This window comes from Pseudomonas sp. S8 (genome assembly GCF_050473925.1).
In the GTDB taxonomy this organism is placed as follows: Bacteria; Pseudomonadota; Gammaproteobacteria; order Pseudomonadales; family Pseudomonadaceae; genus Aquipseudomonas; species Aquipseudomonas parakoreensis.
In genome coordinates this window covers 1,893,921-1,913,055 of the sequence record NZ_JBFDVZ010000016.1, presented here as the reverse complement: position 1 = coordinate 1,913,055, position 19,135 = coordinate 1,893,921, and the positions used below count along the sequence as shown (strand labels likewise).

The following is a 19,135-nucleotide window of genomic DNA, read 5'->3' as shown; positions in this document are numbered from 1 at the left end:
GGCGGTCGGGTTATCTGGCGAATTTCTTTGCGCCGGCTACGCAGAGGATGACGCCCAGCGTCACCGCCAGCATACCGACGCTGACCTGCTCATGCAGTAACGTCGCCGCCAGCGCCAGACCGAAAAACGGCTGCAGCAATTGCAGTTGACCGACCGCTGCGATCCCGCCCTGGGCCAGGCCGCGATACCAGAACACAAAGCCGATCAGCATGCTGAACAGCGCCACATAGGCCAGGCACAGCCAGGCCGACAGGCTGATGTGGCTGAACGAGGCGGGCGCCAGCCACAGGCTGAGCAAGGCCATCACCGGCAGCGACAACACCAGCGCCCAGCAGATCACCTGCCAGCCGCCGAGGACTCGCGAAAGTTTCGCGCCTTCGGCATAACCCAGACCGCAGGCCAGAATCGCCGCGAGCATCAGCAGATCACCGGTGGGCGAGGCGGTCAGCCCCTGTGACAGGGCGAAGCCGACGACCAACGCGCTGCCGAGAATCGAAAACACCCAGAACACCGGTCGCGGGTGCTCGCCGCCACGTAGCACGGCAAAAATCGCCGTCGCCAGGGGGAGCAGTCCTACAAACACAATCGAATGCGCCGACGTCACATGTTGCAGCGCCAATGCCGTCAGCAGTGGAAAACCCAGCACCACGCCCAAGGCCACAATCAATAACGACCACCACTGATCGCGTGTCGGGCGTCGTTCGTGAAACAGCCTCAACAGAATGACCGCCAACACGCCGGCAATGGCTGCGCGCGCGACGGTGAGGAACACCGGATCGAATTCCAGCACCGCCAGACGCGTGGCGGGTAGCGATCCGCTGAAGATCACCACGCCGATAAAGCCATTGATCCAGCCGCTGGTTTTTTCCAGGGCGGGATTAACCAGGTTCGAAGTCCGTTCCATACAGGTCACGCTCAAAAGGTGGGTTGCTTTCGAGCCATGCTGAGGCTGAGAATCAGCACAATCAAATAATTGTCATGGATACATCCAGCATGCCGCGTTCGCGCTACAAGACGCTCGTTGACGCCTACGCCGCAGACATTCGCGCGGGGCGTCTGGCGCCCGGAACCCGACTGCCCACCCACCGGGAACTGGCAGCGAGTGCGGGGTTGGCGCTGGTCACCGCGTCGCGGGTGTACGCCGAGCTTGAGGCGATGGGACTGGTCAGCGGCGAAACCGGGCGCGGGACGTTCGTGCGCGAAACCTCGTTGTCGCCGGGGCAGGGCATCGATCAGAAAGACGTGGCAGTCGGCATGATCGACTTGAATTTCAACTATCCGTCGCTGCCCGGCCAGGCCGATCTGTTGCGCACGGCGTTACGCCAACTGGCGCTGTCCGGTGATCTGGAAGCCTTGCTGCGTTATCAACCCCACGCCGGGCGCCAGCATGAGCGCGCTTCGGTTGCGCAGCATTTGCAGGCTCGCGGAGTGCAGGTCGATGCCGGGCAGGTGTTGATCGTCAACGGTGCCCAGCAAGGGTTGGCCGTGACACTGATGGCCTTGCTCAAACCCGGCGATGTGATTGCGGCCGATGCGCTGACCTATTCCGGTTTCAAGGTACTGGCCGAAGCGCTGCATCTGGAAGTGGTGGCGATTCCGCCCGGTGATCACGGGCCGGATCTGGCGGCGCTCGACAAGCTCTGTCGCAGCCGTTCGGTGCGGGCGATTTACAGCATGCCGACCTTGCACAATCCCTTGGGTTGGGTGACGCCGATCGAACAGCGCGAGCAATTGGTCGCGCTCGCCCGCCGCCATGATCTGACGATCATCGAAGACGCGGCCTACGCTTTTCTGGTGGAAAACCCACCGCGCACCCTGGTCGATCTGGCACCGGAACGCACGGTGTACGTGTCGGGGCTGTCGAAAAATATCGCCACCGGCCTGCGCGTCGGCTTCATTGCCGCGCCGCTGCACTCGGTGCCGGCGCTGGAGCGGATCATTCGCGCCACCACTTGGAACACCCCCGGCGTGATGACTGCAATGGCTTGCGGCTGGCTCGACGATGGCACCGTCACCCTGCTGGAACAACAAAAACGCGACGACGCCAAGGGCCGGCAAATGCTCGCCACTGAGTTACTGCAAGGGCTGACGTGCATCGGACATCCAGCTTCATACTTCTTGTGGCTGCCGCTGCCAGAAGACGTGCGCGCGGATCAGATTGTGGTGGAGTTGATGCACGAGCAGATTTCGGTGACGACTGCCGAGCCGTTCGCGGTGTCGGCGCATGTGCCGCATGCGATTCGGCTGGCGTTGGGGTCGGTGCCGATGGACGTCTTGCGCCAGGCATTGATCACCGTCAGAAAGGTCATCGGCGCTTATCTGTAAAAATACTGACTGTGAAATACATCTGTGGCGAGGGAGCTTGCTCCCGCTGGCCTGCAGCGCAGGCCCATATTGGGGTCGCTACGCAACCCAGCGGGAGCAAGTGCCCTCGCCACAAAATGTTAGCCTTGCCTCGACTGCATCACACCGTTCTGGATTGCTCGATGAAAAACACCGCTTCATTTCTTCTTGCCCTGGCCGCAACCGCCGTGCTGTTCAGCTCAACCGCCCGCGCCGGAGGCGATCCGGCAGCCGGCGAAAAGATCTTTCCACGTCTGTGCGGCGGCTGCCATCAGGTTGGCCCGGACGCGCGCCCCGGCTTCGGCCCGCAACTCAACGGCATCATTGGCCGACCGGCCGGGACGTCGGCCAATTACGTGTATTCCGAGGCGATGAAAAACTCCGGCAAGACCTGGGATCGCGACACGCTGACCGCGTATCTGAAAGATCCAAAAGGCGTGGTGCCGGGCACGCGAATGATTTTCTGGGGGCTGAGTGACGAGGAGAAGATCGATAATTTGCTGGCGTATCTGCAGCAGTTCGCCAACTAAAGAGTTTTCTCGACCTGCGCGGCAAACCACTGCATGACCACCGCGCACGCCGCATGCGAAGCCGCCGCCGGTTGCAGGCGTAACGCGTAAATTCCGCCCCTCTTCAGCAGAGGTCCGAACGGCACCACCAACACGCCCGATGCCAGCTCATCGAGGTTGTGTTCACCGTGGAGGAGCGGCCGTCGGCGATTGCGCGGTTGTTGACCAAGTTGAAGACCAATACCTGAGTTCGCTCGTTTGATCCGGATCAGGCACGCAAGCCTGACTCTCCAGCTCATACGGATTCAAGAAATGCAGGCGGCGGGCGATACGACTGTCACCCATGTTCTGGATCCTGCCTGATATGAAGAAGATTCTCGGTATTGTTTGTGCGCTGGCATTGCTCTCTGGTTGCGTGACCAAAAACCTCAGCACTGAAGACCGCCAGCAAATCAAGACCCTGAAGGTGTTGCCGGTGTTTGTTGCGGTCGACAATTTCCAGTACACCAGCATGACTCAGGCATGGGGTGCAGGCCTGGGCGCGGGTGCCGGCGCAGCAACCGGCATGGTGGCCGGTGCATCCTCTGCCGGTACAGCAGCACTGACCGGGGCAGGCTCCGTGGCCGGGACTAAAACGGGCGATGTGCTGACTGGCGATATTTCCCGAGCGATCCAGAACAATATGAAAGCCAACGGTATCGACCTGAGTCAGTTGATCCGCCAGAGTTTCGTCAAACGCATCCAGCAGGAACGAGTCTTCACTGTCGTGGGTGAGGGCGAGCAGGCTGACGCCGAAGTGGAAATCCTCGTGATGCAGTGGGGACTTTCCCTGAAGAACTACAGCACCGTGCTGTACCCGGTTATCGGCGCCAATGCGTCCATCAAGCGCAATGGCTCTGCGGTATGGCGTAACTTCGAAACCATTTCAGTGTTCAACGACGCCAACACCATCGCCTATACACCGGAGCAATATGCGACTGACCCCGAGGCATTGCGCACGGCGTTCACCCATGTTTCCGATCTGGTGATGAAAAAGCTTGTCGATGACTTGAAACCTTGATTTTTCGGCGAGGACAACTCGACTCCTTACACCTCGCTGATCAAACCACCTGATTACGGCCCGCCGCTTTCGCCTGATACAGCTGCTGATCGGCACGTTTGATCAGCATCGTGTGACTGTTGTCCGCCGGATCGGCCAGCGCGACGCCAATGCTTACCGTGACCTGTCCGATGTTGGGAAAGTGCGCCTGTGCCACGGCAACACGGATCTTTTCGGCTACCACCTCTGGCGTATCAGGCTGGGCAACTTCCGGCAGCAGTACGGCGAACTCCTCGCCGCCGTAACGGGCAACGAAATCGGTGGCGCGCACGCTGACCTGAATGAGTTGCGCCAATTGCTGCAGCACGTCGTCGCCAATCGCATGGCCGTAGGTGTCGTTGATGCGCTTGAAGTGGTCGGCATCAATCAGCAGCAGGGCAAACGGTCGCCCGGTGCGGCGGAAGAGCAGGCTGTACTCGCTGAGTTTTTCGTCGAAGCGACGGCGGTTGTAGACGCCGGTCAGGGCATCGTGGGTCGCCAGGTTCAACAGTTCGGCATTGGCCTGCATGAGTGCGGCGGTGCGCTGGGCGACGGTGGCTTCCAGGGAGGCGTTGGCTTCCTGCAGTTCGCGTTCCTTGGCCAGCAGCGACTGGGTCATGGCGTCAATCGACTGCCCCAGCTGGGCGATTTCCCGCACCGGGTGTTGCAGCGGGAAGTGTGCGCCGGGCTGCTGGTTCTGCACCTGTTTGGCCGAATGCGCGAGTTGCTCGATGGGCCGGCTCAGGTACTGCGCCAGGTAATACGCCACCAGCCCGAACGCGACGGCGGCGGCCACCCCCAGCAGCAGCAATTTATAGAGCAGCAGGCGTGCCGGTTCCAGCGCGGTGTCCAGTGGCTGGCGCACGGCAATCGACCATGACAGCGCGGTACTCGAAGGCGTCGGTACGGTGACCATGCTGGTCAGGTAACCGTTGCCGACCGACCAGCCCGGCGACTTCGAATCATTCACCGCCAGTTGCTGGCCCATCAGCGCTTCCGGGTACAGCACCTTGCCATCGTGATCAATGATCAGCGCTTCGATATCCGGCGAGGCATTTTTATGCGAGAACGCTGCCGATTCGACGATGCGCGTCACCCAGCTCCAGTGCGCGTGCGCGCCCAGTACGCCAATCACCTGGCCATCGGCGTTGCGGATCGGGGCGGCGAAATCGATGAAGCGCAGCGGTTCGCCGTTGGGTGTTCCCGGTAGCAGTTTGGCCAGCAACACCGCTTCGTGCGGGTCACCGGTGTACTCGCCCCGCAGACCCGCCTGAAACCATGGGCGTTGCTGCACCGATTGCCCGACCAGCAAATTATTGACCGCTTGATGCACATGGCCCTCGGCATCGGTCACGCCCATCCACGCATACTCGGCACGGGCCTGGGTGCGCAGTTGCATTGACTTGAGAATCGCCGGGTTGTCGAGATCGCCACGTTCCAGATGCGGCGCACGGCTGAGCAGGTAAACCTCCAGCTGGCGTTCGCGCAACTGGTCACCGAGCAGCGTCGCCGCCGAACGCGCGGTATTGAGCAGGGCACTGCCGCTGGCCTGTTTCATCTGTTCGGTGGCGATATGGCCGACATAGAAGCCGACGCTCACCAGGGTCAGTAAGGACAAACCGGCGAACCAGAGGGTCAGGTGGCTTCGCAGACTGGCTTTGAGCATGGGCAGGCAAATTCTGTTTGGACGTTGTGGCCGCATGGTATGCGCATTAAGCGTCGGGCTGCCAGTCGGTCGCTCCGGATAAGAGCCGTCGGAAGTTTCGCCGATGCTCTACAGGGCAAGATCCGTTCTGACGCTGATTGTTGAAAAGAACCACGCCTGCATACGACAAAATGAAAAAGCCCGGCTGATCAGGCCGGGCTTTCCTTGACTGCTTTAGAACTGGTGTTTCAGGCGTTACGGCTTTCGATCAGACGATCCGAACCACCTTCAGCCACGCGGCGTTCCAGCAGACGATCCGAACCACCTTCAGCCACACGGCGTTCCTGCAGACGATCCGAACCACCTTCGGCTACACGGCGCTCCAGCAGACGATCCGAACCACCTTCAGCCACACGGCGTTCCTGCAGACGATCCGAGCCACCCTCAGCCACGCGGCGTTCCTGCAGACGATCCGAACCACCTTCGGCTACACGGCGCTCCAGCAGACGATCCGAGCCACCTTCGGCTACACGGCGTTCCAGCAGACGATCAGAACCACCTTCAGCCAAACGGCTTTCAATCAACTTGTCCGAGCCGCCTTCAGCGACCAGGGTGTGAGCGGGTGTTGCTGCAAAAGCGTTAACTGCAAGAACCGAGAAAGCGATGCCGAGGATGGTTTGGCGTTTCATGATCGTGTGCTCCGGGGTGTATTGGGTTGGTATGGAGCTGATGTTACGCCGCGGATTTTTTATGAGAACTTCATTGACGTGATGGTGACTATCGACGCCAGCGATGTATGCCGGAACCCCTGATTTAAAGCTCCGGCGCCCGAATGCACAGCTCTCCGGTGGCACGGGTCAGGGCCAGATCATGCAGTGCGTCGTGGGTCAGACCCTGCCGAGCCTTGGCCAGCAACGCCTGGCAATTCGGCTCGCGGCGGTGCGGCGCGAAGTCGGCGTACTGGCGCAGCAGGCGGGTTTGCAACTCGTCCAGACGCGGACGAATCTGCTTCGCCAGATCCGGTCGCGGGGTGTCCGGCGCCGCCCCGGCCGCTTGCCATCGCGCGAGTAATCCGTACTGCACCAGTTTGTTCGCCTCCATCTGCGCGGCGATCAACTGAGCCACGTCTTCGGGGTCGAGCTGATGTTCGGTCGCCAGTGTGCGGGCATTGGCAATGACCTGCGCTTCGCGCGGGCTGTCCTGAATCGGCTTGCCGCTGTCCCATTTGGTCAGTGCCACCAGATCGCCGATGTTCAGGCGTTCGTTCAAGGTTGCCAGCAAGGGACGCAACGATTCGGTGGGAGCAGTGGCTTCGGCGGCGCCAGCCATGTGGCTGAAAACAACCAGCAGGGAACAGGTCAGGGCATTTCGCAACGGGGTCATGGGCGGGTGCGTTCCACGGAAAATAGTGCCGACATTTAAGCCTTGCGCAGAGGCGATGTCGACCGACTTTAACCTGCGCATCTAGCGTAATATCCATCGCATCTCCCACCCCGAGACGGACCCTCAATGCAAACCCCTGGCACCCGCAAACCACTCTGGCAAACCTACCTGTTGTTCCTCGCGCCGATGGTGCTGTCCAATTTTCTGCAATCGATGTCGGGCACGGTCAACAGCATTTACATCGGGCAAATGCTCGGGACTCAGGCGTTGGCAGCGGTGTCGGGGATGTTTCCGGTGATCTTTTTCTTCATTGCGCTGGTGATCGGTCTGGGCGCGGGTGCCGGGGTCTTGATCGGTCAGGCGTGGGGCGCGCGCGAGGCGCACATGGTCAAGGCGATCACCGGGGCGACGCTGCTGTTGGGGGTGTTGATCGGCTTGCTCGCCGCGGTACTGGGCAGTGTGTTTGCGCGGCAGGCGTTGCAGGGGCTGGGGACGCCGGCGGATGTGCTGGACGACGCGGTGGCGTATGCGCACGTGATGATGTGGATTCTGCCGTCGATGCTGGTGTTTGTGCTGTTCACGCAATTGCTGCGCGGGGTCAGCGACACCGTATCGCCATTGTTGGCGCTGATGGTATCGACCTCGGTCGGGCTGGCGCTGACCCCGGCGCTGATTCGTGGCTGGTTCGGTTTGCCCCAGTTGGGCATCCAGAGCGCGGCCTTCGCCGGTCTGGCTGGCAACCTGTCGGCCATGGCATGGCTGGCCTGGCGGTTGATTCGCAACAACCATCCGCTGGCGCCGGACCGTGAGTTCTTCGCGGCACTGCGGCTGGACAGGGCGATTCTGGGCAAAGTGCTGCGCATTGGCCTGCCGACCGGGGTGCAGATGATCGTGTTGTCGCTGTCGGAGCTGGTGATTCTGGCGCTGGTCAACCAGCACGGCTCGCAGGCGACGGCGGCGTATGGCGCGGTGACGCAGATCGTCAACTACGTGCAGTTTCCGGCGCTGTCGATTGCCATCACTGCCTCGATCCTTGGCGCCCAGGCCATCGGTGCCGGGCAACTGCAGCGCCTGGCCGCGATCCTGCGCACCGGGCTGTTGATCAACGTGTGCCTGACCGGTGGCTTGATCGTGCTCGGTTACCTGTTATCGCACTGGTTGCTGGGACTGTTCCTGACCGAAGAATCGACCCGGGCGATGGCTGAGCACTTGCTGCACATCATGTTGTGGAGCCTGCTGGTGTTTGGTTTCCAGGCGATCATCGGCGGCATCATGCGCGCCAGTGGCACGGTGCTGGTGCCGGTGGCAATCGCCATTGTCTGCGTGGTCGGCGTGCAGCTGCCGGCGGCTTACTGGCTGGACGGGCAGTACGGTTTGCAAGGCGTTTGGATGGCGTTTCCGGTGGCGTATCTGGGCATGCTGGTGTTGCAGACGCTGTATTACAAACTGGTCTGGCAGCATCAGAAGATCGAGCGGCTGGTCTGACGGGATTGAGAGAGGGCCATCCTTTGAGGGCGGCCCTTTTTTGTCTCGCTGGCATTGTCGATCAAAGCGTCGTAGCTTACCCGCCATAACGATAAGGACGCTTGAGGGTATCGATGGGAGCTTTTCGTCTGTTGCTGGCCGTTCTGGTCGCCGTTTCTCATATGGGCAAAACAGTTGCAGGGTTCAACCCGGGAGTGGTCGCGGTCATCTCCTTTTTGATCATCAGCGGTTTTGTCATGACCTCGCTGATCGAGCGCAACTATAGTGTCCCCGGGAAAATCGGCCTGTTCTACATGGACAGGGCCTTGCGGTTGTACCCGCAGTTCCTGTTCTACTTCGTCCTCTCTTGCACGGTGATCCATTTCCTTCTGCCCGGTACCCCTCAGGCGGCGGAACTGACGCTCAAGACGATCGTCAGCAGCGTGCTCATGCTGCCGCTCGGCTTCTACATGTTCGGGGTGGCGGGAACCGAAATCGTCCCCCCGGCCTGGTCGCTCGGCCTGGAGATGTGCTTCTACCTGGTGATCCCGTTTCTGCTGATTTTCAAGCTGCGGGGCGCTGCATTTGTACTTTCGGTCGGCATTTTCATGCTGGCGTGTCTGGGTTACCTCAACACCGATATCTACGGTTACCGGTTGCTGCCCGGTGTACTTTTTATCTTCCTGTGCGGCAGTTACCTGTACCGGCCTCAGGCCAAAGGCCTGGTGATCGCCGCCGGTACGGCGGTGCTGGCAGGGTTGCTCTTTGTCGCGATCATGGCAGGGCTGATCGAACGTCGTCCGTTCAACGCGGAGGTGAGCCTGGGTATCGCGTTGGGCATCCCTGCGGTGTATCTGCTGACCCGATTCAAATATCACCGGGTTGACGAGCTCCTCGGCAACATCAGTTACGGGGTGTTCCTCAATCACTTTGTGGTGATGTACTTCTTGCGCGGTTTCTGGCCGGTTGCCTACGACGCCCAGATCGTGGTGGCGGTGCTGGTGCTGGCCTTTGCGCTGAGCGGGGTTTCCTACTACTGCGTCGAACGCCCGGCTCTGAAGCTGCGCCATCGCCTGCGTCGCGGGCAGCGGCAGTGCGTTCAAACCCAGCGCGCCGAGACGACTGCCTGAGCCAATTCGGCGGACAGATGACATGGCACAACTGCCGGTTGTTTGCTTAAGTCAATCGAGGCCTCGAAGGTTTGCCCTGTCCGGAGAATCCCATGCGTGCCCGATTCACCGCTGCGGCACTGTTTACCGGCCTGTGCGTCATGACCTGCGTGCAGGCCGCTGAATACAATCGCGTCAACACCACCGCCAGCAAGATCAGCTTCATTTACAAGCAATTCGGCGACCAGGTTTATGGCACCTTCGGCAAGTTCGACGCGACGCTGCAGTTCGACAGCGACAACCTCGCCAACGCCCACACTACGTTGCACATCGACCTGGCCAGCATCGATGCCGGCAGCGACGACGCCAATACCGAGCTGGTGAAACCGGCGTGGTTCGATACCCAGCGCTTTCCTGAGGCGGTGTTCGTATCCAGCCGTTTTACCCGCGTGGCGAACAACCGCTATCTGGTCGCCGGTCTGCTCACCGTCAAAGGCATTACACGCGAGGTGCAGGTGCCGGTTGAGCTGAAGCCGGACAGCGCGATCGGCATTTTCGACGGCGAGCTGGTGCTCAAGCGCAGCGAATTCGGGCTCGGAGCGGGGGAGTTGGCGGATACCGTGGTGTCCAACGACATTGCGATCACTTTCAAGGTGGTGGCGCCACAGCAGTGACGCCAGCCGTTGCGGTCAGTAGGCGCGCCAGTGTCCCGGCACCCAGCGCCATTCATGGCCGCCCCAACGGTAATGCCCGGCGACCCAGTGATAGCCCGGCGCAGGCATCACCGGCACCACTTCCACTGGCGGCGGTGGCCGGTGCGGACGGACCGGTTCGACGACGCAACCGGATAGGGTGATAGCCACCAGTGCGGCGGCGAGCAAGGCTTTAATGCTTCTGGACATGGGTTGTTCCTTATAGAAGAGGTGTGCAGGTCGACGGCCAATCAGCGCACCCAACGCCCTTCAACCCAGAACCAGTTCGGCCCGCGTGCCTGCCAGTGCCCCGGTCGCCAGTGCGCACCGTGACGCACCGGTTGCCAATGGCCGGGCATCCACACGTAACCGCGTCCTTCCCAGCGCCAGTGGCCCTGATCCCAGATATACCCGGGACGCGCGCCGGGCATCACTTCCATGCGCATCGGCGGTGGGGCTTGCTGGACGATCACCACCTGCTGGGCAAACGCTGGCGCACTGGCCAGCGCCGCCAGCGTCATCGGCACCAGCAGCAGGGTTTTTCGCCATTTGAACAGTGAACGCAAAACGCTCATGACAACTCCTCAAGGCCTGCGTGAAAAAGTGAACGCAGCTGAAGAATTGGACGCCAAATCGGCGAAAAATCCGCTTCACGGAGGATGAAATTTTCTTCAGGTCAACCGCGAGCTTCCCTGTAGGAGCTGCCGCAGGCTGCGATCTTTTGATCTTGCTTCTATAAAGCCAAAAGATCGCAGCCTTCGGCAGCTCCTACACAGAGCAGGCGTCGGGACAGGGTATGATGGCGCGGTTTTTCGCCGGAGTTCACCCGTCATGTCACGTATCACCCACTACAAATCCCCATGCCCCGAGAGCGTCAACAGCCAGATTCTGCAACTGGTGGTCGATTACCTCACCGACATCAGCGCGGTCGGTCTCGGCCCGAGCAATCTGCTGTACAACGTCTATCAGTACGCGATCGGCTATGAGGTGCATCTGTATCTGGAGGCGCTGAACGGCGAGAAGGGCACCGAGGTGGAATTGCTGGTGGCGACCGCCGAGGACGATCCGGAGCAGGTCACCGGTTTCCTCTTGTACTTGCCGGTGCAGGGCGACTGGGAAGCGTGCAGCGTCGCCTACATGGCGGTGCGTGAAGGCTATCGGCGCCAGGGCGTGGCGCGGGCGATGATCGGCGAGATGGTCAGCCGTTACCCGCATGCCGAACTGACCTGCAGTGTCGGCAAGGTGCCGTATTTCGAAGCGCTGGGGTTCGAGGTGATCGGCGCTCGCGAAACCCAGGTGCTGATGAGCACCCGGCATTACCGCAGCAACGGCTTGCGCGGTTTTATCGACACCACACCGATCTACCGCTCGCTGGAAGTGCAGCAGATCCACACCTACCTGCTGCAGAAGAACGGCAAGCGCGCGATGCTCGATGCCGAGAAGCAGCGCGACCGGCATCTCGATCAGGTCACCCGGCACACTGAAGCGTTCGTGCGCCAGCGTTTGACGCTGCACTGAGTCAGCGGCAAAAAGCGGACAAAAAAAGAGCCTCAAGGCTCTTTGATGGGGAGAAGTAGAGCCCATGAGGCTCAAGCTGCGCATGAAACAGGGAACGGGCTTGATTTGGGGTTCAGAACACCCGATCCCTACACAGGCGCTCAGGAGTGAAGCGCCTGCGTACCTTCATCATGGGAACGCGCAGAGGCTGACTCAAGTACCGCTAGTCGCACGGGCGGCGGCCCGTTCCACCATCGCGATGATGGTGGCGAACAATTCGTCTTTCGCTTGCCCGGCACTGATTTCAGCACTGGCGGCAGCATTCGACAACGCCTCGGCGGCACCGAGCATCGCGCGCAAACCGGCCTGGGTGATTTCCCCGCCAGCAGCCAGCGGTTGCAGCACACTGCGGCACTTTTCGAGGAAGATCGTCTCGTAGTCACGCTTGATCTTTTCCAGCTCCGGCGTGCTGCCCAGCGCGGCAATCACTCCCGGAATTTCATTGCCCTGCAATAACACGCAATCGACGTATGCCGTGGCGATTACCGTCGCGGTGTCGATCAGCGTTGGCGGGCAATGGTCGATCGCTGCATCCATCACCGCAGTCTGGCGAGTATCGAAGTCGCGATACAGCGCCGCGAGCAAGCCCGAGCGAGTGGTGAAGTGGTCGTAGACCACCGGTTTGGTCACCCCGGCCTTGTCCGCCAGATAACCCAGGGTCAGCGCATCGGTGCCCTCGGCGCGAATGATCTGCCAAGCGACGTCGAGCAACTGGCGGTTGCGATCTTCGCGCGACAGGCGACGGCGCGGTTGGGCAGGGGAATCGGCTTCGGTGATTTCTGTGGTTGACATCGGTTATATACCAAACGTAACTTACTGTTCGTAACTTACCAAGAGTACATAGCCCTTGGTCAGCGCAAACTTACAGGAGAATGACCATGCACGCATTGATTGTTGTGGCGCATCACGAGCCGCGTTCGCTGACCTGCAGTGTGGCGACGCAGATTGCCGAGGGCCTGAACCGCGCCAACCCCGCCAATACCTGGGAAATCGCTGATCTGTACGCCGAGGGGTTTCAGCCGGTGTTCGGCGCAGCGGATTTCGCCGTGCATCACCGTGAGGCGCTGCCGCCATCCGACGTACTGGCGGAACAGGCACGGATTGACCGGGCCGACGCTCTGGTGCTGGTATTCCCGGTGTACTGGTGGTCGATGCCGGCGTTGCTCAAGGGTTGGATTGATCGGGTGTTCAGCAACGGCTGGGCGTTCGATTTCGCTGGCGACCTCAAGCACGTGAAGAAGCTGCAGCGCCTGCGCGTGCATCTGGTCGGCCTTGCAGGGGCCGATGAGCGCGCCTACGAACGCCACGGTTATGGCCCGGCGATGAAGGCGCAGATCGAACACGGGATTTTCGATTACAGCGGGGCGACAGTGGTCAGTTCGACGCTGATGGTGGAGTCGGAGGTGCGTGATCCGCAGGAGCATCTGCAGACGGCACGGCACATCGGCGCCCAGATGTTCACCTGATTCCCACCTCATGCGGGAGCTGCCGAAGGCTGCGATCTTTTGATTTTTTTAAAGCAAGATCAAAAGATCGCAGCGTGCCGCAGCTCCTACAGGTCAGCGGGCGCCGGGCCAGCCAGCCTTGGCGAGGGCGGCGAGCAGCGTTTCTGAGTCCAGCCCTTGCACCGCATGTCCATTGCCCTCAGTGCTCTCGCTGGCGAGCAGGGCGTTGATGATCGCTTCTTCGACCGCTTCGGTGGCGGCGAGGAACAGCTCGCTGATGTGGTCGTTGTTGACCATGCGCAAGCCGTCGCAGGTCGGCGCGCCTTTGCCCTCGTAGGCAGCAGGCGGCACCTGTTCGTTGCCGGTGGCGAAGGCGATGAAGATGTCGCCGCTGTGGTCTTCGTTGCCGCCGCCGCTGCGCGCCAGACCAAGGCTGGCGCGCTGTGCCAGACGCGTGCATTGATGCGGCAGCAGCGGTGCGTCGGTCGCCAGGCAGACCACGATCGAACCCATGCCCGGATGCGGCAGCGAGGCACGCAGGAACGGCGAATCCACTTGTTCCATATAACGGCCCACCGGATAACCGTCGACCCGCAACTCGCTGCGAATGCCGTGGTTGGCCTGCACGATCGCACCCACCGTCCAGCCGCCCTGAGCGCTGCTCAAACGCCGTGAGGCGCTGCCAATCCCACCCTTGAATTCATGGCAGATCATGCCGCTGCCGCCACCGACGGCGCCTTCTTCAACGGCACCGGCATGCGCGCAATTCAGTGCCTCGGCGACATGCTCGGGCTTGACGTGAAAACCGTTGATGTCGTTGAGCAAGCCATCGAAGGTTTCCAGCACCACCGGCATGTTCCAGTAGAGCCGACCGTCGTCCGGTTGCTGTTGGCGGTCCAGCGCAATCAGTGCATCGCGCACCACGCCGAGGCTATGGGTGTTGGTGAAGGCGATGGGACTGGTCAACAGCCCGGCCTCGCGAATCCACTCAAGGCCGGTGGCATCGCCGTTGCCGTTGAGCACATGCACCCCGGCAAAACAAGGTTGCTGGTTGCTTGAGCCACGGCGCGGTTCGATCACGGTGACGCCGGTGCAGATGTCGCGTCCGCTGTCGCTGCGGCCACGCACATTACTGTGGCCGACGCGCACGCCGGGGACATCGGTGATGGCGTTGAGCGGGCCGGGTTGCAGTTGGCCGATGCGGATGTTGAGGTCACGGGCACGAGGTTTCATGGGTTGTCTCTCTATAACAAGGCAGAAATGAATGAGTGGGGCTGAGCACAAAACCCTGTGGGAGCGTGGCTTGCCCGCGAAGGCGTCCGTCCAGCCAATGCATGTGTCGCCTGACACTCCGTCATCGCGGGCAAGCCACGCTCCCACAGGTTTTGTGTGGTTTGCAGGTGGGGTTACTGGCCGTTCTTGACCTTGCTCCACACCCGCGTGCGCACGCGTTCGGTGGCTTTGGGCAGTGGCTCCAGGGTGTACAACGTGGCCATCGCCGCCGCCGACGGATACACCGCCGGGTTATCCCGCGTGGCTGCGGCCACCAGCGGGGTCGCGGCGCGGTTGCCGTTGGGGTACGACAGGTGATCACTGACCGGCGCGATCACTTCCGGGCGCAGCAGGTAGTCGATGAACGCCAGGCCCTGAGCGCGGTTCGGCGCATCCTTGAGCAGCACCAGCGTGTCGAACCACACCGGCGCGCCTTCCTTGGGCAGGCTGTAGGCGATCTTCACACCGTTGTTGGCCTGCTCGGCGTTGGTTTTGGCTTCGAGCATCGCGCCGGACCAACCAACGGCCACGCAGATGTTGCCGTTGGACAGGTCACTGATGAATTTCGACGAGTTGAAGTAGGCAATGTGCGGGCGCAACTTGAGCAGCAGCGCTTCGGCTTTCTGATAGTCCTCGGGATTGGTGCTGTTGGGCGGCAAGCCCAAGTAGTGAAGGGCCACCGGGAGCATTTCCGACGGCGAATCGAGCATCGCCACCCCGCACTGGCCAAGCTTGGCGAGGTTCTCTTCCTTGAACACCAGGTCCCAGGAATCCAGCGGCGCCTTGTCGCCGAGGGCTGCGCGCACCTTGTCGACGTTGTAGCCGATGCCGTTGGTGCCCCACAGATAAGGCACGGCGTATTGATTGCCGGGATCGTTGTTGGCCAGTTTGCTCAGCAGATCGCTGTCCAGATTCTTCCAGCCCGGCAGTTGATCGCGCGGCAGCGGGGCGAGGGCGCCGGCCTTGATCAGCGTCGGCAGGCTGAAGTTGCTCGCCACCACCACGTCGTAACCGCTGCGGCTGGTCAGCAGTTTGCCTTCGAGCACTTCGGCGCTGTCGAAGGTGTCGTAAACCGGTTGAATGCCGCTGTCGCGCTTGAAATCAGCCAAGGTCGTGGGGCCGATGTAGTCGTACCAGTTGTAGACGTGCACGCTCGGTGCGTCGGCGGCACTGGCAGCGAATGTGGCGCCCAGACAGGCGAGCAGGCCAAGGTTGATGCCCCGGTTGATATAGCCACGACGACAACGCATGATGCGGCACTCCTGGCCTGCGGCAGGCCGGTAATTGACAGGAGTGCTCAGCCTATCGGGGCGGGCGCGCCTGACCCATTCCCATCATGGGTTACACAAAAGGGGTAGTGCGTGGACGCGTTGTTGCAGGAGTTGCCGGTGCATCAGAGTCTGGCGCGGGTGTTTGCCGCCGTCGGCCACGACGGGTTCTGGCGTTCGCTGGTCGACACGCTGCGGCTGCTGGTGCCGCTGGACAACGCATTGGTGGCGCTGATGAAGGCGGGGCAGGCGCCGCAGTTGCTGATCGACTTCGACAGCAAGGGCCGCGCCGACGAGCAGGAAGAGCTGGCCAGCTACAGCGCCGGGATGTACCTGCTTGATCCGTTTTATCAAACCGCCTCGACCGGCATCGCCGACGGCCTGCACAGCCTGGCCTCGGTGGCGCCCGACCAGTTTCTGCACAGCGAGTATTACCAGAGCTACTTTCGCTCGGTGGTCGGTGAGGACGAGTTGCAGTTCATGATCAACATCGACGGCGGTGTACTGGGCCTGTCGCTGGGGCGCTCGACGGCTTTCGATCTGGTCGAGCAGGGCTGTCTGTTGTGCGTGCGCGACTGGGTGCTGGCGGCGATGCGCCGTCACGTGCAGCTATTGCCGCCGCAAGGGACCGGCACCGAGCCGGTGGCGGGGGATCTGGCGACGCTGCTCGATCGCTTCGACGCGCGTCTGACACTGCGCGAAGTCGACACCGCGCGGCTGATTCTGCAAGGGTTTTCCAGCAAGGCCATCGCCCAGCAGATGGGGATTTCGCCGGAGACGGTGAAGGTCCATCGGCGCAATCTCTATCACAAGCTCAACGTGAACGGGCATGGTGAACTGTTTGCGCTGGTGTTGCGTCCACCCACTTCCTGACCCACCAAACCCCTGTGGGAGCTGGCTTGCCAGCGATGAGGGCGGCACAGCTGACATCCTCGTTACCAGAAACACCGCCATCGCTGGCAAGCCAGCTCCCACAGGGATCAGCGGTGTTGGCGGGGTGTCAGGTCAGTCGAAACGTTTGAACACCAGCGCCTTCAGGCCGCTCTCGGGATCGACATCCGGAAACTCCGGCGGATTCTCCAGCCGCTGCTCAAAGCGCAGACTCGGCGCCTCTTGAGTCACGCCATCAATCAAAAAGCCCGAACCCAACGACGGATCATTCATGCACGCCAGCACCGTGCCGTCTGCCGTGAGCAATTCCGGCAAACGACGCAGCACCCGCTGGTAATCCTTGGTCAGCAGGAAACTGCCTTTCTGGAATGATGGCGGGTCGATGATCACCAGGTCGTACGGGCCGCTGTTGATCACCTTGCCCCAGGACTTGAACAGGTCGTGGCCAAGGAAACTCACCTTGCTCAAGTCATGCCCGTTCAAGCGATGATTGTCGCGACCACGGCTCAGGGCCGCGCGGGACATGTCGAGGTTGACCACGTGGCGGGCGCCGCCTTCGATGGCCGCCACGGAAAACCCGCAGGTGTAGGCGAACAGGTTCAGCACGCGCTTGCCCTCGGCGTGCTCACGCACCCAGTCGCGTCCGTAGCGCATGTCGAGAAACAGCCCGGCGTTCTGCTTGCGGCCCAGATCGACGCGGTATTGCAAGCCGCCCTCGACGATGCTCATCTCGTCGATTGCATCCCCCAGCAACCATTCGGCGGTGCTTTGCGGCAAATAGCGATGTTGCAGCAGCAGGGTGTGGGCGCCGGACTGCTGCCACTCGGCCGAGGCGCTGAGGTCGAGCAGCACGTGCTTGAGCGCTTCGAGCTGTTCCGGTGCCGGTTCCTTGAACAGCGAGACCAGCACCACGCCTTGCAGCCAGTCCACCGTCAGTTGCTCCAGCCCCGGCCAGCAACGCCCGCGGCCATGGAACAGGCGACGGGTTTCGCTCGGTGCGGCCGCCAGTGCTGGTAACAAGTGGGCGCGGAGGGTGGTGAGGGCTTCAGGGTTCATCAGTCACGGTCGGCAAGCAAAAGGGCCGGCATTTTAACCACAAAAACCGCCTGACGAACGCCCGAAAGCCAAGACCACTGACCACTGTTAAGAAAAGACCTGTATCAAAAATGAATTTATGCAGGGCGCGCTGCTCATACCTGATAAGCAGCGGATTTGAGCCGCTAAGTCGTTAATGCAATTCAGGGAGTGCCAGTTCATGAGTCCAACACCGACGCCGAGCGCGCACCTTCCTGGCGGGTTGATTCTGGTGGTTGAGGACGACCCGTTGATTCTGGAATTTCTCTGCGAAATTCTTCAGGAGGAAGGTTTCAAGGTCGAGCCGCAAACCAGTGCGGATGCCGCCAAGCTGTATCTGGAGGCGCACGCGCCGGAAGTCGCGCTGCTGCTGACCGACATCACCATGCCCGGTGAAATCAACGGCGCGGGGCTGGCCAATCTGGTCGGCGAGCGCTGGCCGGACAAACCGGTGATGGTCATGTCCGGTTATGAAACGCCGGAGACTTCCGGAGTCAAGCATCCGGTGGCGTTCATCAAAAAGCCCTGGGCCATCGGCCAGTTGCTCGATTGTGTCGACAGCGCGTTCAAATCCAAGGCCGCGCGTCTGCACTGAGTCTTCGGGTCGAATTGCCGGGCAAAAATGCTACATTGCCCGGCCAATCCGCCCAGTTCTGTCAAAGGATGCGACCTTTTGTCTGCTCACGATAACGTCTTCGATCGCGCGTTCGGCGCGTTCCTGTTCGACATGGACGGCACCGTCCTCAATTCCATTGCTGCTGCCGAGCGCGTCTGGGCGGCGTGGGCCGAGCGCCACGGCGTGGATGTCGAAACGTTTCTGCCGACCATTCACGGTGCCCGCGCCATCGACACCATTCGCCGGCTGAACCTGCCGGGGGTTGATGCCGAGGCGCAAGCGGCGTTCATCGCGCAGGCGGAAATCGATGATGTCGAAGGGATTGTGCAGATTCCCGGGGCCGCGGCGTTTCTCGACAGCCTGCCTGCGCAGCGTTGGGCCATGGTGACGTCGGCGCCTCGGGATCTGGCGTTGCGCCGCATGGCGGCAGCGGGGATTGCCGAGCCAGCGGTGATGATTACGGCTGAGGATGTGACGGCCGGCAAGCCTGATCCGGCGGGTTATCGTCTGGCCGCGCAGCGTCTGGGGCTTGATCCCGCCGATTGCCTGATTTTCGAAGACGCCACCGTCGGCATCCAGGCTGCTGAAGCAGCCGGAGCGGCGCTGATGATCATCACCACAACCCACCAGCATCCGCTCGACACCCGCCACGCGACGATCGACAGTTATGAGTCGCTGAGCGTCACCGCCAACAGCCAAGGCCAACTGCACCTGCAAAAGACCTGACACAACACAATCTCTGTAGGAGCTGCCGAAGGCTGCGATCTTTTGCCTTTGATTTTCAAAAGC

Annotated in this window: 21 protein-coding genes; 11 read left to right on the top strand and 10 right to left on the bottom strand. The window is 61.4% G+C overall.

Annotated elements, in window-relative coordinates; all coding sequences use genetic code 11:
- Positions 1-10: 10 nt before the first annotated feature.
- Positions 11-904 (bottom strand): DMT family transporter, encoded by an 894-nt coding sequence (locus tag AB1J88_RS09835; RefSeq protein WP_430290957.1) that lies wholly within the window; start codon positions 902-904, stop codon positions 11-13.
- Between the two features lie 89 nt (positions 905-993).
- Between AB1J88_RS09835 and AB1J88_RS09830 the strand changes: the two genes are divergently transcribed.
- The 3 genes from AB1J88_RS09830 to AB1J88_RS09820 all read left to right on the top strand — a co-directional run bounded on the left by AB1J88_RS09830 (position 994) and on the right by AB1J88_RS09820 (position 3,912).
- Positions 994-2,325, top strand: coding sequence for a PLP-dependent aminotransferase family protein (locus AB1J88_RS09830; protein WP_430290956.1), 1,332 nt, complete (start codon positions 994-996; stop codon positions 2,323-2,325).
- A gap of 161 nt (positions 2,326-2,486) precedes the next feature.
- Complete coding sequence (locus AB1J88_RS09825; protein ID WP_430290955.1) at positions 2,487-2,873, top strand: c-type cytochrome; 387 nt, start codon at positions 2,487-2,489, stop codon at positions 2,871-2,873.
- A 343-nt stretch (positions 2,874-3,216) separates the two neighbouring features.
- Positions 3,217-3,912: a hypothetical protein gene (locus AB1J88_RS09820; RefSeq protein ID WP_041074271.1), complete on the top strand. Its 696-nt coding sequence runs from the start codon at positions 3,217-3,219 to the stop codon at positions 3,910-3,912.
- 40 nt (positions 3,913-3,952) lie between these two features.
- On the opposite strand, the gene AB1J88_RS09815 is transcribed toward AB1J88_RS09820, so the two are convergent.
- The 3 genes from AB1J88_RS09815 to AB1J88_RS09805 form a co-directional block, all read right to left on the bottom strand.
- Positions 3,953-5,596: a sensor domain-containing diguanylate cyclase gene (locus AB1J88_RS09815; protein WP_430290954.1), complete on the bottom strand. Its 1,644-nt coding sequence runs from the start codon at positions 5,594-5,596 to the stop codon at positions 3,953-3,955.
- 227 nt (positions 5,597-5,823) lie between these two features.
- Positions 5,824-6,264, bottom strand: a complete 441-nt coding sequence (locus tag AB1J88_RS09810; protein ID WP_430290953.1) for a phage infection protein — start codon at positions 6,262-6,264, stop codon at positions 5,824-5,826.
- Positions 6,265-6,388: 124 nt separating this feature from the next.
- Entirely contained in the window at positions 6,389-6,958 is a 570-nt protein-coding gene (locus tag AB1J88_RS09805) for a chorismate mutase (protein WP_430290952.1), read from the bottom strand.
- A gap of 126 nt (positions 6,959-7,084) precedes the next feature.
- Here AB1J88_RS09805 and AB1J88_RS09800 point away from each other — a divergent pair, with 126 nt between their 5' ends.
- The 3 genes from AB1J88_RS09800 to AB1J88_RS09790 all read left to right on the top strand — a co-directional run bounded on the left by AB1J88_RS09800 (position 7,085) and on the right by AB1J88_RS09790 (position 10,205).
- Entirely contained in the window at positions 7,085-8,443 is a 1,359-nt protein-coding gene (locus AB1J88_RS09800) for an MATE family efflux transporter (protein ID WP_430290951.1), read from the top strand.
- A gap of 113 nt (positions 8,444-8,556) precedes the next feature.
- The gene (locus AB1J88_RS09795) at positions 8,557-9,552 is read left to right on the top strand and encodes an acyltransferase family protein (protein ID WP_430290950.1); all 996 of its coding nucleotides are present in this window, start codon (positions 8,557-8,559) and stop codon (positions 9,550-9,552) included.
- 92 nt (positions 9,553-9,644) lie between these two features.
- Complete coding sequence (locus AB1J88_RS09790) at positions 9,645-10,205, top strand: YceI family protein (RefSeq protein WP_430290949.1); 561 nt, start codon at positions 9,645-9,647, stop codon at positions 10,203-10,205.
- A gap of 15 nt (positions 10,206-10,220) precedes the next feature.
- Here AB1J88_RS09790 and AB1J88_RS09785 read toward each other — a convergent pair whose 3' ends face one another.
- Together AB1J88_RS09785 and AB1J88_RS09780 are read right to left on the bottom strand one after the other, a co-directional pair.
- Positions 10,221-10,433, bottom strand: coding sequence for a YXWGXW repeat-containing protein (locus AB1J88_RS09785; RefSeq protein ID WP_095666916.1), 213 nt, complete (start codon positions 10,431-10,433; stop codon positions 10,221-10,223).
- A gap of 41 nt (positions 10,434-10,474) precedes the next feature.
- Entirely contained in the window at positions 10,475-10,798 is a 324-nt protein-coding gene (locus AB1J88_RS09780; protein WP_430290948.1) for a YXWGXW repeat-containing protein, read from the bottom strand.
- A gap of 256 nt (positions 10,799-11,054) precedes the next feature.
- On the opposite strand from AB1J88_RS09780, the gene AB1J88_RS09775 reads away from it, so the two are divergent.
- Positions 11,055-11,741, top strand: coding sequence for a GNAT family N-acetyltransferase (locus AB1J88_RS09775; RefSeq protein WP_222015124.1), 687 nt, complete (start codon positions 11,055-11,057; stop codon positions 11,739-11,741).
- Between the two features lie 192 nt (positions 11,742-11,933).
- On the opposite strand, the gene AB1J88_RS09770 is transcribed toward AB1J88_RS09775, so the two are convergent.
- Complete coding sequence (locus tag AB1J88_RS09770) at positions 11,934-12,572, bottom strand: TetR/AcrR family transcriptional regulator (protein WP_430290947.1); 639 nt, start codon at positions 12,570-12,572, stop codon at positions 11,934-11,936.
- Between the two features lie 86 nt (positions 12,573-12,658).
- On the opposite strand from AB1J88_RS09770, the gene AB1J88_RS09765 reads away from it, so the two are divergent.
- Positions 12,659-13,246, top strand: coding sequence for an NAD(P)H-dependent oxidoreductase (locus tag AB1J88_RS09765; RefSeq protein ID WP_430290946.1), 588 nt, complete (start codon positions 12,659-12,661; stop codon positions 13,244-13,246).
- 93 nt (positions 13,247-13,339) lie between these two features.
- Here AB1J88_RS09765 and AB1J88_RS09760 read toward each other — a convergent pair whose 3' ends face one another.
- Both AB1J88_RS09760 and AB1J88_RS09755 read right to left on the bottom strand, forming a co-directional pair.
- Complete coding sequence (locus AB1J88_RS09760) at positions 13,340-14,458, bottom strand: P1 family peptidase (protein WP_430290945.1); 1,119 nt, start codon at positions 14,456-14,458, stop codon at positions 13,340-13,342.
- Between the two features lie 173 nt (positions 14,459-14,631).
- Entirely contained in the window at positions 14,632-15,747 is a 1,116-nt protein-coding gene (locus AB1J88_RS09755; RefSeq protein ID WP_430290944.1) for a polyamine ABC transporter substrate-binding protein, read from the bottom strand.
- Between the two features lie 111 nt (positions 15,748-15,858).
- On the opposite strand from AB1J88_RS09755, the gene AB1J88_RS09750 reads away from it, so the two are divergent.
- Positions 15,859-16,638 (top strand): helix-turn-helix transcriptional regulator, encoded by a 780-nt coding sequence (locus AB1J88_RS09750; protein WP_430290943.1) that lies wholly within the window; start codon positions 15,859-15,861, stop codon positions 16,636-16,638.
- 132 nt (positions 16,639-16,770) lie between these two features.
- Here AB1J88_RS09750 and AB1J88_RS09745 read toward each other — a convergent pair whose 3' ends face one another.
- Positions 16,771-17,712: a class I SAM-dependent methyltransferase gene (locus AB1J88_RS09745; RefSeq protein ID WP_430290942.1), complete on the bottom strand. Its 942-nt coding sequence runs from the start codon at positions 17,710-17,712 to the stop codon at positions 16,771-16,773.
- 199 nt (positions 17,713-17,911) lie between these two features.
- Here AB1J88_RS09745 and AB1J88_RS09740 point away from each other — a divergent pair, with 199 nt between their 5' ends.
- Together AB1J88_RS09740 and AB1J88_RS09735 are read left to right on the top strand one after the other, a co-directional pair.
- Positions 17,912-18,325 carry a response regulator gene (locus tag AB1J88_RS09740; protein ID WP_041062997.1) on the top strand — a complete coding sequence of 138 codons (414 nt, stop codon included), beginning with the start codon at positions 17,912-17,914 and terminating at the stop codon, positions 18,323-18,325.
- Positions 18,326-18,403: 78 nt separating this feature from the next.
- The gene (locus AB1J88_RS09735; protein WP_047295035.1) at positions 18,404-19,072 is read left to right on the top strand and encodes an HAD-IA family hydrolase; all 669 of its coding nucleotides are present in this window, start codon (positions 18,404-18,406) and stop codon (positions 19,070-19,072) included.
- The last annotated feature ends 63 nt before the right edge of the window (positions 19,073-19,135 follow it).

What these genes read in the sequence shown, in the direction of transcription:
- AB1J88_RS09770 (WP_430290947.1), bottom strand. Translation starts at nt 12,572, where the DNA reads ATGTCAACCACAGAAATCACCGAAGCCGATTCCCCTGCCCAACCGCGC.
- AB1J88_RS09740 (WP_041062997.1), top strand. Translation starts at nt 17,912, where the DNA reads ATGAGTCCAACACCGACGCCGAGCGCGCACCTTCCTGGCGGGTTGATT.
- AB1J88_RS09805 (WP_430290952.1), bottom strand. Translation starts at nt 6,958, where the DNA reads ATGACCCCGTTGCGAAATGCCCTGACCTGTTCCCTGCTGGTTGTTTTC.
- AB1J88_RS09810 (WP_430290953.1), bottom strand. Translation starts at nt 6,264, where the DNA reads ATGAAACGCCAAACCATCCTCGGCATCGCTTTCTCGGTTCTTGCAGTT.
- AB1J88_RS09760 (WP_430290945.1), bottom strand. Translation starts at nt 14,458, where the DNA reads ATGAAACCTCGTGCCCGTGACCTCAACATCCGCATCGGCCAACTGCAA.
- AB1J88_RS09745 (WP_430290942.1), bottom strand. Translation starts at nt 17,712, where the DNA reads ATGAACCCTGAAGCCCTCACCACCCTCCGCGCCCACTTGTTACCAGCA.
- AB1J88_RS09775 (WP_222015124.1), top strand. Translation starts at nt 11,055, where the DNA reads ATGTCACGTATCACCCACTACAAATCCCCATGCCCCGAGAGCGTCAAC.
- AB1J88_RS09765 (WP_430290946.1), top strand. Translation starts at nt 12,659, where the DNA reads ATGCACGCATTGATTGTTGTGGCGCATCACGAGCCGCGTTCGCTGACC.
- AB1J88_RS09795 (WP_430290950.1), top strand. Translation starts at nt 8,557, where the DNA reads ATGGGAGCTTTTCGTCTGTTGCTGGCCGTTCTGGTCGCCGTTTCTCAT.
- AB1J88_RS09830 (WP_430290956.1), top strand. Translation starts at nt 994, where the DNA reads ATGCCGCGTTCGCGCTACAAGACGCTCGTTGACGCCTACGCCGCAGAC.
- AB1J88_RS09815 (WP_430290954.1), bottom strand. Translation starts at nt 5,596, where the DNA reads ATGCTCAAAGCCAGTCTGCGAAGCCACCTGACCCTCTGGTTCGCCGGT.
- AB1J88_RS09835 (WP_430290957.1), bottom strand. Translation starts at nt 904, where the DNA reads ATGGAACGGACTTCGAACCTGGTTAATCCCGCCCTGGAAAAAACCAGC.
- AB1J88_RS09800 (WP_430290951.1), top strand. Translation starts at nt 7,085, where the DNA reads ATGCAAACCCCTGGCACCCGCAAACCACTCTGGCAAACCTACCTGTTG.
- AB1J88_RS09820 (WP_041074271.1), top strand. Translation starts at nt 3,217, where the DNA reads ATGAAGAAGATTCTCGGTATTGTTTGTGCGCTGGCATTGCTCTCTGGT.
- AB1J88_RS09785 (WP_095666916.1), bottom strand. Translation starts at nt 10,433, where the DNA reads ATGTCCAGAAGCATTAAAGCCTTGCTCGCCGCCGCACTGGTGGCTATC.
- AB1J88_RS09790 (WP_430290949.1), top strand. Translation starts at nt 9,645, where the DNA reads ATGCGTGCCCGATTCACCGCTGCGGCACTGTTTACCGGCCTGTGCGTC.
- AB1J88_RS09755 (WP_430290944.1), bottom strand. Translation starts at nt 15,747, where the DNA reads ATGCGTTGTCGTCGTGGCTATATCAACCGGGGCATCAACCTTGGCCTG.
- AB1J88_RS09780 (WP_430290948.1), bottom strand. Translation starts at nt 10,798, where the DNA reads ATGAGCGTTTTGCGTTCACTGTTCAAATGGCGAAAAACCCTGCTGCTG.
- AB1J88_RS09825 (WP_430290955.1), top strand. Translation starts at nt 2,487, where the DNA reads ATGAAAAACACCGCTTCATTTCTTCTTGCCCTGGCCGCAACCGCCGTG.